The organism is Pseudomonas sp. UV AK001 (genome assembly GCF_046097675.1).
Taxonomy (GTDB): Bacteria; Pseudomonadota; Gammaproteobacteria; order Pseudomonadales; family Pseudomonadaceae; genus Aquipseudomonas; species Aquipseudomonas kribbensis.
The window spans coordinates 59,973-71,127 of record NZ_JBJUVZ010000015.1 but is presented as its reverse complement, the minus strand read 5'-3'; the positions used below and the strand labels follow the sequence as shown (position 1 = coordinate 71,127).

Genomic DNA, 11,155 nt, shown 5'->3' with positions numbered 1-11,155 from the left:
TTTGGGACGGTACCTGACGCCGGATCCGGTGAAGCTGGCGGGTGGGTTGAATCAGTACCGGTACGTGCCGAATCCGACGGGGTGGGTGGATCCGTTGGGATTGACCTCCAATTGTCCGCCGCCGAATAAGCCGGGTTGTGAGATTCCAGATGGAAGTAATGGGGTTAAGGTTGAAGAGGGAGAGCCGAATCTACCGGCCATTGCTCACAATATAGATCCAAAAATCTTGAAGCGAGTACATACAATAGAGGGAAAAGCCTCAACCAAAAAAGTCGACGACTATAAAAACAGAATGCGTGACGGATACAACCCAGCATATCCCATTGACGTTATAGAACATGACGGCAGCCTATACATTCTGGACGGACACCATCGTGCAGCAGCTGCACGGCAAACTGCGACCAATGTGACAATTAGACTTATAACCGACCTCAACACATACAACGGGACTCTAAAAAGCATTGATGACGTATTAGACTCAGCAAATAATGTAGGCCTAGACAGATTGGAGCACCGGAGAAGAAGATGAGTGATCAAAATGAAGCTTTGGAAATCCTGATAAATGACTTCATCTCCACGGTGGAGTCCGGCACCTTGTTTTTTGAGCGTGAATTTGGCACTCGAGATATTCGAAGGCTTTGGCATACAAAGGCGATAAAGCGATGCGGAAAAGTCACTGGAGGCGTTAAGTATGAATTACATGGAATCGGATGTTTCATCCATTTACCTGAAGAAACCGTAGATTTTGACTATGGCCCTAACGGTGAGATTAATGGATTTGATGCTTGGCGCCTATACAACTTCGCTTGCGATAGACCATCCAAGCATAAAAAATACTGCGACGAAAAAATTGTTGAAAAAGAACTAAAAGAATATATAAGGCTAAAAAAAATTAAAAAAATGTCTGCCACAAGTAATCTTTATGTACTGACTGACTCGAGAGATACAAATTAGGCACCACCACAAAAAGGGCCTGTTGACTCAGGCCCTTAAAAACAATTCAAACTCTCCTCCCTCCCTGCGCATTCAAGATGCTATCTAAACGGACAGCATGCGAAAACTGCTGCAGAAAATACCGAAGTCTCATTAGGTGCACACCAAGTTCAACGAAGCGAGTACCCATCACTCATCATCATCAAAATCCTCATACTCAAGCTCCTCCCCCTCACCCTCCCAAAGCGGAACCGTCGCATCATCCATCAACGACCCCGGATCTTCATTCCCCGGATCATTGATAAACGGCAACCCGCTCGGGCCTTTTTCTTCCTTGCCTTCGGTTTCGGGAGTCATGGTGCACCTCGGAAGCTCAGCGTGTAGACGTTCGAAAAGTATGGTCGCTAAACGTTCCGGCGCATTACGCGGGAAAACAAAAAACCCGGCACAAGGCCGGGTTTCAGTAACTCCGCTTGCTCAGCGGTGACGATATTTGTGTTTGTGCTTGTGGCCGCCACCGGAATGCGATTTTCCGCCATCGCCTCCCAGGTTGTTGCCCACTGCACCACCCGCCGCGCCGCCGAGTCCGGCACCGACAGCCGAGCCGGTAGATCCACCGACGCTGTTGCCAAGCACTGAGCCACCCGCCGCGCCAAGACCGCCACCAATCGCGGCCTCCGTACGATTACGCTTGTTCGCTCCGACGGCACTGCCAGCCGCGCCACCAACGCCCGCTCCCACTGCGGCGCCGGTGCTGCCGCCGAGCTGTCCGCCGACCACGTTACCCAGCACACCACCCAGACCACCGCCGACCGCCGCGGAACCATCGCCGGCAGCCATGGCGCCTTGCGCCACAAGCAATCCTAGAACCAACGCAGTTAATGTCGATCGCATACAGACCTCGCAGGTCCCGGATCGGGACGGTACGCCCGGAAGGGGCTATACGGAATTGGAGGCGAAATCGGGAAAAACGTTCAGCAACGAAAAGGCCCGGCATATAGCCGGGCCTTTTCAGACATGCATTCGCAATCAGTGACGCTTGTGGCCCTTGGACAGGTTGCTGCCCACCGCGCCGCCCGCTGCGCCACCCAGGCCAGCGCCGATGGCCGCGCCGCTGCTGCCGCCCATTTTCTGGCCGACCACATTACCCAGCGCGCCACCCAGGCCACCACCCAGTGCGGCGGTGCCATCACCGGCCATTGCACCTTGAGCGACCAGAAGCCCCAGAACCAGAGCAGGCAGAGTTAAACGCATGACGAAAACCTCAAAAGAAGGAAGAAAAAGGGCGCAGATTGAATGCTGTTGCCACGGCAATGTCCAGTGCCACAGCGCACTTGGCGCCGATTGGACAGCGATTTTGGAAAAGGTTTTATCGCAGGCAAAAAAAAGCCCGCTGGGGAGACGGGCTGGAGACTTGCTTTCTAACGGATGGCTTCACCCTACGTAGACCGGTGTGAAAAGTTTGTGAAAGAAACCGGACGAATCAGTAATTTCTGTAGGACGCTTCTCTAGAAAATCAGCAAACAAAAACCCCGCTCGATGGCGGGGTTCTGTGGCATCCGGATTACTTCCTGGAACGTGTCGTCACCTTGGGCAGAAATTTGGCTTTAGGCCCCTTGGGTGCTGTCGACTTGATCTTGCCGGTCTGCACCGGATCTTCGCCAAAGCCCGCCTGATACTCGGTCTGGCCACAGCGCACGCAATTGTTGAATGGAAACTCAGCCCCGTCGTCTTCGATGTACGGATCAGTCATCTCTTCACCCCTTTCAAAAGCGGGCCGATACCGGCAAGACCCTTTTGCCTGAAAAAATATCGACCTCCAAGGCTTTTGAGACTAGCCGGTCATTCCTGGACTTGTGATTCAGATCGCTCGGAGCCCGACGAATGGCCTACAGAAATTAAACACAATGAAAAGCCGTTGGTCCCGCGCCGCTAAAGATTCCCGGCGACCGGCCGCTGCCCTTTTTCCTGCGCAATGAATCTCAAGGAGAGAACATGGAAATCAAAGGATTCCCACAGATGCCTGTTGTAAAGCTCACGGACGAGCAGATCGCCGCCGGTAAAGCCGGGGCGGAAAAATTCAAGGAGAAGCTTGCCTCAGGCGAGATCGTCATCAAGCCGCTGGACGGACCTAGTCCGTTGCAGCCTGGCAAACCTGGCGTCATCTACTATCCAGACCCGGTTCAGCCTGGTGGTACGCCGATGGTTGCAATTGATACGCCCCTGACCTACGACTCGAAAGGCACTGTCCTGCTCAAACCACAGGGCTGATTCTCCGCAAAGAGCCCATTTCGCTGAATGGGCTCACAGCCTCAGCGCAACTTGACCGCCGTACCGGTCGCAAACACCACAACCATGCCACCCTTCCCCGCCGGCATGCTGATCTCAAAATCCACCCCGACCACCGCATCCGCCTGCAACGCCCGCGCCCGTTCCTTGATTTCGTCAGTCGCCTGAACACGCGCCTCCTTCAACGCCCGCTCCAGCGTCTGCGAACGTCCACCGAAAAAGTCCCGCATCCCGGCGAACATATCGCGAATAACATTCACGCCCTGCACCGACTCGGCACTGACAACGTCCAGATACGCCGTAATCTGCCGGCCTTCGATGGAGTGAGTGGTGGAAATGATCATGGAAGTCGTCCTTTTACATACAGATAAAACCGCGATTGTACTGCCCCGGCAAAGTGAAGCCGAACCCAACTCTGTGAGCAAAAAAATCCGGACACCTGAATGCACAAAACCCCTGGCTTCTTGCGAAACCAGGGGTTTTGTTTACATCGAATTTGGCGGTGAAGGAGAGATTCGAACTCTCGATACAGTTTCCTGTATACACACTTTCCAGGCGTGCTCCTTAAGCCACTCGGACACTTCACCGTATCTCTTCAAACATGTTCTGTCTGTCGAGGCGCGCTAATGTAGTCGAAAGCTTTTCTGATGGCAAACTTTTTTTCAGAATTTTCATGCGGTTAAGAGAAAAAGTCGTTTCCGCTATCGATGGGCCATGGCGATCCGGCCAATCTCGGGTGGGCGCGGCCCTTCTATATAGGCGCGCAGGCGTTTGTCGTGGGGCACGTTGCGGCGCATCAGCCGCTCAAGGGTGACCGGCGGGTCAGTCACAGTGCTTTACCTGACCGGCGACGGTGGGTAACGTCTGCCCATCTTTCTTATAAGGAATTGCGCCATGAGCGACCTGATTGCCTACCACCTCGAAGACGGTATCGCGACCCTGACCCTGAGCAACGGCAAGGTCAACGCCATTTCCCCGGACGTGATCGCGGCCTTCAACGCGGCGCTGGATCAGGCGGTGGCTGATCGTGCAATCGTGATCATTACCGGCCAGCCGGGCATTCTTTCCGGCGGCTACGATTTGAAAGTGATGACAGCCGGCCCTAAAGAAGCCGTGTCCCTGGTAACCGCTGGTTCGACCCTCGCCCGTCGTCTGCTGTCGCACCCGTTCCCGGTGATCGTTGCCTGCCCGGGTCATGCCGTGGCCAAAGGTGCGTTCATTCTGTTGTCCGCCGATTACCGGATCGGTGTTGATGGCCCGTTCAGCATTGGTCTGAACGAAGTGCAGATCGGCATGACCATGCACCACGCCGGCATCGAGCTGGCCCGTGATCGTCTTCGCCGGTCGGCCTTCCACCGCTCGGTGATCAACGGCGAGATGTTCGATCCGCAAAGCGCTGTGGATGCCGGTTTCCTCGACAAGGTGGTTTCTGCCGAAGAACTGCAAGGTGCCGCCCTCGCCGCCGCGCGTCAGTTGAAGAAGATCAACATGACGGCGCACAAGAACACCAAGCTCAAAGTGCGCAAGGCGCTGCTGGAAACCCTGGATAACGCGATCATTCAGGATCAGGAACACCTGGGCTGATCCCCTTCGCTCATCTAAAGAAAAGCCCGACCGTCGTGTCGGGCTTTTTCTTACATGCGCGGTTTAAAACTCTTCGGCAGCTCTAGGACGCCTCTGACCGACAAGTCGGAAACATGCGCTTAAACATCGCCCATCTCCTGACTCTATAGCGGCAATTGCCGAAAACAGTGCACATCCGTACACTGCGCCACCTTTTGTCCCGGTGGGCCTGAAAATGCTGTTCGTGTTTCGTATGTTATTGATGGGCCTGCACTTTATGCTGGCGGGTGTGCTCGGGGTGATTCTCGGGCTGTGCCGGCCATTCAATCCGGACAACAGTCGTCTGTGCGCCCGTCTCTATGCCCTGCCGGCCATGTGCATTCTGCGCCTGCGAGTAAAGGCCGACGTCGGTCAGCTGATGAACAAGCCCGACAGCTGCGTGATCATCGCCAACCACCAGTCCAACTATGACCTGTTCGTGTTCGGCAACGTAGTGCCGCGACGGACCGTGTGCATTGGCAAAAAGAGCCTGAAATGGGTGCCGCTGTTTGGCCAGTTGTTCTGGCTGGCGGGAAATGTGTTGATTGATCGTGGGAACGCGCACAAGGCGCGCCAGTCGATGCTGACAACCACCGACACCTTGCAGCACAAAGACACCTCGATCTGGGTATTCCCGGAAGGCACGCGCAACCTGGGCGAAGAACTGCTGCCATTCAAGAAAGGCGCGTTTCAGATGGCCATCGCCGCCGGTGTGCCGATCGTTCCAGTGTGTGTCAGCAGCTACATCAAGCACATGCGCCTGAACCGCTGGCGCAGCGGGAAAATTCTCATACGCTCGCTGCCGGCGATTCCTACCGCCGGCCTGACCATGGACGACATGCCCATGCTCATCAGCCAGTGCCGCGAGCAGATGCGCGAGTGCATCGATGCGATGGATCGGCAGCTTCAAGCTGCATGAAAAAGAAACCCGCCCTGTGCGGGTTTTCTTTTGCCCGGTGAACTGTGCAGATTTCACTGACTCTCAAGCAGCGACACGGCTAAGCTGAAGCCATGCCTCCCCTGCCATCTGCCAAGAAGAAGTGAACCACCACCATGGGTCGAGTTGTTGCTGCTGCGGTTTACAGCGCCGGTAAGAAAGTCACCAATATTTCCCTCGATGAAGGCGCCGCCTGGGCCGCCAAGACCGGGCACTTCGTCTGGATCGGCCTCGAAGAGCCGAACGCCCAGGAGCTGGCCAACCTGCAACGCCAGTTCAACCTGCACGAACTGGCCATCGAGGATGCCCTGGAAAAACACAGCCGTCCGAAACTGGAAACCTTCGGCGACGCCTTGTTCATCGTCACCTACTCGCCCGTGCGCGAACACGGCATCCTGCAGTTCATCGAAACTCATATCTTCGCCGGCAAGGGCTACATCATCACTGCGCGCAACGGCCATTCGGCGTCCTACGCCCATGTCCGTCAGCGCTGTGAGGCGCGGCCGCTGTTGCTGGAACACGGGGAAGATTTCGTACTGTATGCGCTGCTGGATTTCGTCATCGAAAACTATCAGCCGGTGGGTGAAGCGATCCACGCCGAGATCGATGAACTGGAGCGCAACGTGTTGTGCAGCGCGCTGAATGAGCACGACATCCAGAAGCTTCATGGCCTGCGCCGCGATGTGCTGCGCTTGCGTCGATACGCGGCGCCGATGGTGGAAATCGGCGAAGAGTTGCAGAAGCTGAGCTTCCCCTTCATCGACAAGAACATGCGCCCTTACTTCCGCGATGTGCAGATCCATGTCACACGGCAGATGGAAGACCTGACCACCCTGGCCGACATTGCGAGCCAGACCATCGAGATCGGTGTACTGCTGGAGGCGTCACGGCAAAGCGTGGTGCAGCGCAAGTTTGCGGCTTGGGCGGCGATTCTGGCGTTCCCGACGGCGGTCGCCGGGATCTACGGGATGAACTTCCAGAACATGCCGGAGCTGAGCTGGCATTACGGCTACTTCGCCGTGCTGGGCTTTATCACCGTGGGTTGCGTGGGGCTGTGGGCGAGCTTCAAGAAATCGGGCTGGCTGTAAGAAAAAAGCCCCCGTGCAGGACACGGGGGCGTTCGGGTTCAAGCAGCGTCTGGCTTGTGCGCCACGAAACGCATCATCCATTCCGCCACCGTGGTGCCGTGGTGATCGCTCTCAAGGCTGGCCACGCCCTTGCTGTAGATCTGTTCGCCCAGCGCTTCCTGACGCAGATCCAGCAGCGCCCGCGAGTAATCGTGAATGAATTCCGGATGCCCCTGGAAGCACAGCACCTGATCGTTGATGTGATACGCGGCGAACGGGCAGAAATCACTGGAAGCAATCACCGTGGCGCTCTCAGGCAACGCCGTGACCTGGTCCTGGTGGCTGATCAACAGGGTCAGCTCTTCTCGCACCGGACTCATCCACGGAGCCTTGGCCGCCAGTTTGTAGTTGTGGGTACCGACGCCCCAACCCTGGGTCGCACGCTCGCTCTTGCCACCCAGCAGCAGCGCCAGCAACTGATGGCCGAAGCACACGCCGAGCAGTTTGTCGCCGCGTTCATAGCGGGTCAGCAGGTATTGCTTGAGGGTCTGGATCCACGGGTCAGTGCCGAACGAGTCAGCCTTGCTGCCCGTGATCAGGTACGCATCGAAAGTCAGGTCATCACTCGGATAGTCGCCCTGCATCACGTTGTACACCGTGAACTCGGCGGCAATCGGCTGTTGCGAGAACAGGCGCTGGAACATCTGCCCGTATCCCTGATATTCATCGACCAGTTCCGGACGCAGGATGTCGGTTTCCAGAATGCAGATGCGTAGCGACATAAAAAATTCCTGACACGTGATGGGAATAATGCACACCCCAGAGCCTGCCCTGAAACCACCCGGCAAGGCAAGCCCCGGAATGCTTCCCCAACCCGCTAGAACAGCTCGCCGCTGGCAGCCTTTTGCAGCAGCAGCGCTGGCGGTGCGAAACGCTCGCCGTACTGTTCAGCCAGGTACTGCGCCCGTGCGACAAAGTCTTTCACGCCATATTGATTGATGAACTGCAACGCGCCGCCCGTCCAGGCCGCGAAACCGATGCCGAAGATCGAGCCGACGTTGGCGTCCGCCGTCGATGTCAGTACGCCCTCCTCCACACAGCGCACGGTCTCGATGGCCTGTACGAACAGCAACCGGTCACGCACATCTTTCGGCGAAATCTGCCCGTCGGCTTTCTCGAAACGGGTTTTCAGCTCGGGCCACAAGTGTTTCTGGCCGCCCGCCGGGTACTCGTAAAAACCGCCTCCTGCCGCCTTGCCCGGCCGCTTGTATTCGTTGAGCAGCAAGTCAACCACGGCGAACGCCGGGTGCTCAATCAGCGGTTTCCCTTCTGCTTGCAGGTCTTTGGCCGTTTGTTGACGGATATGGCTCATCAAGCTGAGGGAAACTTCGTCGGAGATTGCCAGCGGTCCGATGGGCATACCGGCCTTGCGCGCTTCGGTCTCGATCATCGGCGCGCTGACACCCTCACCCAACATGGCGATGCCTTCGTTAGTGAAAGTGCCGAACACCCGCGAGGTGAAGAAGCCGCGACTGTCGTTGACCACAATCGGCGTTTTCTTGATTTGCAGGACGAAATCGAACCCCCGTGCGAGGGTTTCGTCGCTGGTTTGCGCGCCCTTGATGATTTCCACCAGCGGCATTTTCTCCACGGGGCTGAAGAAGTGCAGTCCGATGAACTTGCTCTGATCCGGCACCGCAGCCGCCAGGCCGGTGATTGGCAAAGTCGAGGTGTTTGAAGCGATCACCGCTTCAGCGCCGACCACCTGCTGCGCCGCTGCCGAGACCTTGGCCTTGAGCTCACGATCCTCGAAAACTGCCTCGATGATCAGATCGCAACCTGCCAGATCGGCATCGCTTTCAGTGGTGCGGATACGCGCCAGCACCGCTTCACGCTGCTGGGCAGTCATCTGCCCCCGGGCGACTTTCTTGTCCAGCAACGCCGCCGAATGCGCCTTGCCCTTTTCGGCAGCCGCGAGGTTGATGTCCTTGAGCACCACGTCGATTCCGGCCACCGCGCTGACGTAGGCGATTCCCGCGCCCATCATCCCGGCGCCGAGGACGCCCACACGTTTCGTCACATAAGGCGCAAAACCCTGCGGCCGCGAACCGCCGGCATTGATTTCATTGAGCTGGAACCAGAAGGTGCCGATCAGGTTTTTCGAGATCTGGCCGGTGGTCAATTCCGTGAAATAACGGGTTTCGATCAGGTGCGCGGTATCGAAATCCACCTGCGCGCCTTCCACCGCCGCGCAGAGAATCTTCTCCGGCGCCGGCAACGTGCCCTGAGTCTTGGTGCGCAGGATCGACGGTGCAATCGCCAGCATTTGCGCAACTTTCGGGTTCGACGGCGTGCCGCCGGGAATCTGATAGCCCTTCACATCCCAACGCTGCACCGCCGCAGGGTTGGCCAGAATCCAGGCCCGGGCCTTGGCCAGCAGGTCTTCGCGATCCGCCGCCAGCTCATCGATCAGCCCCGCCTGCAACGCCTGCTGCGGGCGGACTTTCTTGCCTTCGAGCAGATACGGCAGGGCTTTTTCGATGCCGAGCATGCGCACCATGCGCACCACTCCGCCGCCACCCGGCAACAGGCCGAGGGTCACTTCCGGCAGGCCGAGTTGCACCGACGCATCGTCCAGCGCCACGCGGTGGTGGCAGGCCAGGCAGATTTCCCAGCCGCCGCCAAGCGCCGCGCCGTTGATCGCCGCGACCACCGGTTTGCCGAGGGTTTCCAGTGTGCGCAACTGGCCCTTGAGGGTCAGCACCATGTCGTAGAAGGCCTTGGCTTCGGGTTTGCCGACCTTGATCAGTTCATTCAGGTCGCCGCCGGCGAAGAAGGTCTTTTTGGCCGACGTAATGATCACCCCGGCGATGTCATCTTTTTCCGCGAGCAGTCGGGCGACGCTTTCGGCCATGGCCTCGCGGTACACCGCGTTCATGGTGTTGGCGCTCTGGCCCGGCATGTCGATGGTCAGGAGGACGATGCCGTCCTGGCCTTTTTCGTAACGAATGGCTTGGGTCATGACAGGTTTCCTTGGGGTCAGAGGCGTTCGATGATGGTGGCGATACCCATGCCGCCGCCGACGCACAGCGTCGCCAGGCCGTAGCGCAGGCGCCGGGCTTCCAGTTCATCGAGCAAGGTGCCGAGAATCGCGCAACCGGTGGCGCCCAGCGGATGGCCCATCGCAATCGAACCGCCATTGACGTTGACCTTGTCCGGGTCCACGGCCATGTCCTTGATGAATTTCAGCACCACCGAGGCGAACGCCTCGTTGACTTCGAACAGGTCAATGTCTTCGACCCGCAGCCCGGCCTTGGCCAGTGCCTTGCGGGTGGCCGGCGCCGGGCCTGTGAGCATGATGGTCGGGTCGGTACTGGTGACCGCCGTGGCAACGATTCGCGCCCGGGGTTGCAGGCCCAACTCGCGCCCCTTGGCTTCGGAGCCGATCAGCATCAGCGCCGCACCATCAACGATTCCCGAACTGTTGCCCGGTGTGTGCACGTGGTTGATGCGCTCGACATGGCTGTAGACCCGCAGCGCCGTGGCGTCGAAACCCATCTGGCCGATCATTTCGAAACTCGGCTTGAGCTTGCCCAGGCCTTCGAGAGTCGATTCGGCACGAATGAACTCATCGTGATCGAGCAGGATGATGCCGTTCTGATCCTGCACCGGTACCAACGATTTGTTGAACGAACCGTCGGCCCGGGCGCGGGCGGCTTTCTGTTGTGAGTGCAGCGCGTAGGCATCGACGTCCTGACGGCTGAAGCCTTCAAGGGTGGCGATCAGGTCGGCACCGACGCCTTGAGGGGTGAAGTGGCTGTGCAGATTGGTCTGCGGATCCAGCGCCCAGGCGCCGCCGTCACTGCCCATCGGCACGCGGGACATGGATTCGACGCCGCCGACCACCACCAGCTCTTCAAACCCGGAGCGCACTTTCATCGCTCCCAGGTTCACTGCTTCCAGCCCCGAGGCGCAGAAGCGGTTGATCTGCACGCCAGCGACACTGACGTCCCAATCGGCCACCTGCACGGCGGTCTTGGCGATGTCGGAGCCTTGATCGCCAATCGGCGTGACACAGCCGAGCACCACGTCATCGACCTGACTGGTGTCCAGCGCCGTGCGCGCCCGCAGCGCGGTCAGCAATCCGGCCACCAGGTTCACCGGTTTGACGCTGTGCAGCGAACCGTCGGCCTTGCCTTTGCCACGGGGCGTGCGTAATGCGTCGAAAATCAAAGCTTGGGTCATGGCGTTCTCGAACCTGTGCGGTGAGTGAATTCGTGCCTCCACTCTTGGCCGGGACGGTCACGGATTCAATGACCACAGCGCT

Annotated in this window: 14 protein-coding genes, 1 tRNA gene and 1 pseudogene; 6 read left to right on the top strand and 10 right to left on the bottom strand. The window is 58.1% G+C overall.

Annotated features, from left to right (window positions below; translation table 11 throughout):
- A partial coding sequence (locus ACKLNA_RS28415; protein WP_408987787.1) for an RHS repeat-associated core domain-containing protein occupies positions 1-529 on the top strand: 529 nt, incomplete at its 5' end.
- Positions 526-954, top strand: a complete 429-nt coding sequence (locus tag ACKLNA_RS28410) for a DUF6896 domain-containing protein (RefSeq protein WP_408987786.1) — start codon at positions 526-528, stop codon at positions 952-954. The genes ACKLNA_RS28415 and ACKLNA_RS28410, both read left to right, overlap by 4 nt.
- Before the next feature lie 168 nt (positions 955-1,122).
- Here ACKLNA_RS28410 and ACKLNA_RS28405 read toward each other — a convergent pair whose 3' ends face one another.
- The 4 genes and pseudogenes from ACKLNA_RS28405 to ACKLNA_RS28390 form a co-directional block, all read right to left on the bottom strand.
- A complete protein-coding gene (locus tag ACKLNA_RS28405) occupies positions 1,123-1,290 on the bottom strand; it encodes a hypothetical protein (protein WP_167443766.1) in 168 nt (55 codons plus the stop codon).
- Positions 1,291-1,410: 120 nt separating this feature from the next.
- Positions 1,411-1,827, bottom strand: coding sequence for a glycine zipper domain-containing protein (locus ACKLNA_RS28400; protein WP_408987785.1), 417 nt, complete (start codon positions 1,825-1,827; stop codon positions 1,411-1,413).
- 147 nt (positions 1,828-1,974) lie between these two features.
- Positions 1,975-2,187 (bottom strand): annotated as a pseudogene (locus ACKLNA_RS28395) (glycine zipper domain-containing protein); the annotation flags it as partial.
- 310 nt (positions 2,188-2,497) lie between these two features.
- A complete protein-coding gene (locus ACKLNA_RS28390) occupies positions 2,498-2,686 on the bottom strand; it encodes a hypothetical protein (RefSeq protein ID WP_085701198.1) in 189 nt (62 codons plus the stop codon).
- A 242-nt stretch (positions 2,687-2,928) separates the two neighbouring features.
- Between ACKLNA_RS28390 and ACKLNA_RS28385 the strand changes: the two genes are divergently transcribed.
- The gene (locus tag ACKLNA_RS28385) at positions 2,929-3,204 is read left to right on the top strand and encodes a hypothetical protein (protein ID WP_408987784.1); all 276 of its coding nucleotides are present in this window, start codon (positions 2,929-2,931) and stop codon (positions 3,202-3,204) included.
- 41 nt (positions 3,205-3,245) lie between these two features.
- Here ACKLNA_RS28385 and ACKLNA_RS28380 read toward each other — a convergent pair whose 3' ends face one another.
- The 3 genes from ACKLNA_RS28380 to ACKLNA_RS28370 all read right to left on the bottom strand — a co-directional run bounded on the left by ACKLNA_RS28380 (position 3,246) and on the right by ACKLNA_RS28370 (position 4,052).
- Positions 3,246-3,566 carry a YbjQ family protein gene (locus ACKLNA_RS28380; RefSeq protein ID WP_114882012.1) on the bottom strand — a complete coding sequence of 107 codons (321 nt, stop codon included), beginning with the start codon at positions 3,564-3,566 and terminating at the stop codon, positions 3,246-3,248.
- Positions 3,567-3,719: 153 nt separating this feature from the next.
- Positions 3,720-3,809: transfer RNA gene (locus ACKLNA_RS28375), tRNA-Ser, on the bottom strand.
- Between the two features lie 114 nt (positions 3,810-3,923).
- A complete protein-coding gene (locus tag ACKLNA_RS28370) occupies positions 3,924-4,052 on the bottom strand; it encodes a hypothetical protein (protein ID WP_408987783.1) in 129 nt (42 codons plus the stop codon).
- Between the two features lie 64 nt (positions 4,053-4,116).
- Between ACKLNA_RS28370 and ACKLNA_RS28365 the strand changes: the two genes are divergently transcribed.
- The 3 genes from ACKLNA_RS28365 (at position 4,117) to ACKLNA_RS28355 (ending at position 6,849) form a co-directional block, all read left to right on the top strand.
- A complete protein-coding gene (locus ACKLNA_RS28365; protein WP_085732367.1) occupies positions 4,117-4,806 on the top strand; it encodes a crotonase/enoyl-CoA hydratase family protein in 690 nt (229 codons plus the stop codon).
- Positions 4,807-5,020: 214 nt separating this feature from the next.
- Positions 5,021-5,743: a 1-acylglycerol-3-phosphate O-acyltransferase gene (locus ACKLNA_RS28360; RefSeq protein WP_085710663.1), complete on the top strand. Its 723-nt coding sequence runs from the start codon at positions 5,021-5,023 to the stop codon at positions 5,741-5,743.
- A gap of 134 nt (positions 5,744-5,877) precedes the next feature.
- The gene (locus ACKLNA_RS28355; RefSeq protein ID WP_134825980.1) at positions 5,878-6,849 is read left to right on the top strand and encodes a magnesium and cobalt transport protein CorA; all 972 of its coding nucleotides are present in this window, start codon (positions 5,878-5,880) and stop codon (positions 6,847-6,849) included.
- 38 nt (positions 6,850-6,887) lie between these two features.
- On the opposite strand, the gene ACKLNA_RS28350 is transcribed toward ACKLNA_RS28355, so the two are convergent.
- From ACKLNA_RS28350 to ACKLNA_RS28340, 3 genes are all read right to left on the bottom strand, one after another.
- Entirely contained in the window at positions 6,888-7,610 is a 723-nt protein-coding gene (locus ACKLNA_RS28350; protein ID WP_408987782.1) for an amidotransferase, read from the bottom strand.
- Positions 7,611-7,705: 95 nt separating this feature from the next.
- Positions 7,706-9,850: a 3-hydroxyacyl-CoA dehydrogenase NAD-binding domain-containing protein gene (locus ACKLNA_RS28345; RefSeq protein ID WP_408987781.1), complete on the bottom strand. Its 2,145-nt coding sequence runs from the start codon at positions 9,848-9,850 to the stop codon at positions 7,706-7,708.
- Positions 9,851-9,867: 17 nt separating this feature from the next.
- Positions 9,868-11,073 carry an acetyl-CoA C-acetyltransferase gene (locus tag ACKLNA_RS28340; protein ID WP_408987780.1) on the bottom strand — a complete coding sequence of 402 codons (1,206 nt, stop codon included), beginning with the start codon at positions 11,071-11,073 and terminating at the stop codon, positions 9,868-9,870.
- Positions 11,074-11,155 lie beyond the last annotated feature (82 nt).

Excerpts from the sequence above, each read along its gene's own strand:
- ACKLNA_RS28340 (WP_408987780.1), bottom strand. The coding sequence starts at position 11,073 with ATGACCCAAGCTTTGATTTTCGACGCATTACGCACGCCCCGTGGCAAA.
- ACKLNA_RS28410 (WP_408987786.1), top strand. The coding sequence starts at position 526 with ATGAGTGATCAAAATGAAGCTTTGGAAATCCTGATAAATGACTTCATC.
- ACKLNA_RS28350 (WP_408987782.1), bottom strand. The coding sequence starts at position 7,610 with ATGTCGCTACGCATCTGCATTCTGGAAACCGACATCCTGCGTCCGGAA.
- ACKLNA_RS28405 (WP_167443766.1), bottom strand. The coding sequence starts at position 1,290 with ATGACTCCCGAAACCGAAGGCAAGGAAGAAAAAGGCCCGAGCGGGTTG.
- ACKLNA_RS28390 (WP_085701198.1), bottom strand. The coding sequence starts at position 2,686 with ATGACTGATCCGTACATCGAAGACGACGGGGCTGAGTTTCCATTCAAC.
- ACKLNA_RS28355 (WP_134825980.1), top strand. The coding sequence starts at position 5,878 with ATGGGTCGAGTTGTTGCTGCTGCGGTTTACAGCGCCGGTAAGAAAGTC.
- ACKLNA_RS28365 (WP_085732367.1), top strand. The coding sequence starts at position 4,117 with ATGAGCGACCTGATTGCCTACCACCTCGAAGACGGTATCGCGACCCTG.
- ACKLNA_RS28380 (WP_114882012.1), bottom strand. The coding sequence starts at position 3,566 with ATGATCATTTCCACCACTCACTCCATCGAAGGCCGGCAGATTACGGCG.
- ACKLNA_RS28400 (WP_408987785.1), bottom strand. The coding sequence starts at position 1,827 with ATGCGATCGACATTAACTGCGTTGGTTCTAGGATTGCTTGTGGCGCAA.
- ACKLNA_RS28345 (WP_408987781.1), bottom strand. The coding sequence starts at position 9,850 with ATGACCCAAGCCATTCGTTACGAAAAAGGCCAGGACGGCATCGTCCTC.
- ACKLNA_RS28385 (WP_408987784.1), top strand. The coding sequence starts at position 2,929 with ATGGAAATCAAAGGATTCCCACAGATGCCTGTTGTAAAGCTCACGGAC.
- ACKLNA_RS28360 (WP_085710663.1), top strand. The coding sequence starts at position 5,021 with ATGCTGTTCGTGTTTCGTATGTTATTGATGGGCCTGCACTTTATGCTG.